Genomic DNA, 661 nt, shown 5'->3' with positions numbered 1-661 from the left:
TTGGCCGCGTCCTTGCACGTAGATCGACTGATAGATCGTCTCGTGCGACACCCACATCTCCGGATCGTCAGGGAAGTCCCGTCGCAGACGCACCGCGATCTGCTCTGGACTGTGCTGCTGGTCTAACCGAGTCTGCACCTCGGTGCGCAACTGTTCATTGCCGGCCAGCTTGCCCAGTTTCGGTCTTCGCGCCCGCCGCTGACTGCGGGACTGCGCCGCGCTGGGCTTATAAGCCGGTCGCCGTTCCGGGCCGCCGCGCCACGGGGCACCGAACCGGTACTGCGGCCGGTAAAGGTTATGGCTGGGCTTGCTGTTGTTTCTGATCTCCCGCGAGATCGTCGACGGCGCCCGGCCGAGTCGGCGTGCAATAGCGCGCACCGATTCCTTTGCGGCTACCCCTAGCGAGATCTCCTCGCGCTCATCCAGACTCAGCCGCGGACGCCGTCGCGGCCCCTCAACCGGGAAACGTGGTTTCACCCCGCCAGCATCAGCAAACCAAAGGTGACCACACCCCGACGACACGCCCACAACAGCGCAGGCATCCGGAACCGGCATTCCCCGGCCAACACAATCCCAGAACTGGCGAACAACAGACGACACAGGCACAGGACGCACACGCACTCCCAACTAGGAAGTGTTGCAATCACTCCTTGAACCCAAG

At 63.5% G+C, this 661-nt stretch carries 1 protein-coding gene; it reads right to left on the bottom strand.

The genetic code is table 11. The features are described from left to right. Positions 1 to 477 (bottom strand): helix-turn-helix domain-containing protein (locus Q2100_RS31560; RefSeq protein ID WP_302917166.1); only part of this gene is annotated, 477 nt, incomplete at its 3' end. Positions 478 to 661: the final 184 nt, after the last annotated feature.

This window comes from Mycolicibacterium arseniciresistens (assembly GCF_030519285.1).
Taxonomy (GTDB): Bacteria; Actinomycetota; Actinomycetes; order Mycobacteriales; family Mycobacteriaceae; genus Mycobacterium; species Mycobacterium arseniciresistens.
The sequence above is the reverse complement of the archived record's forward strand: the minus strand, read 5'-3'. Positions and strand labels throughout refer to the sequence as shown.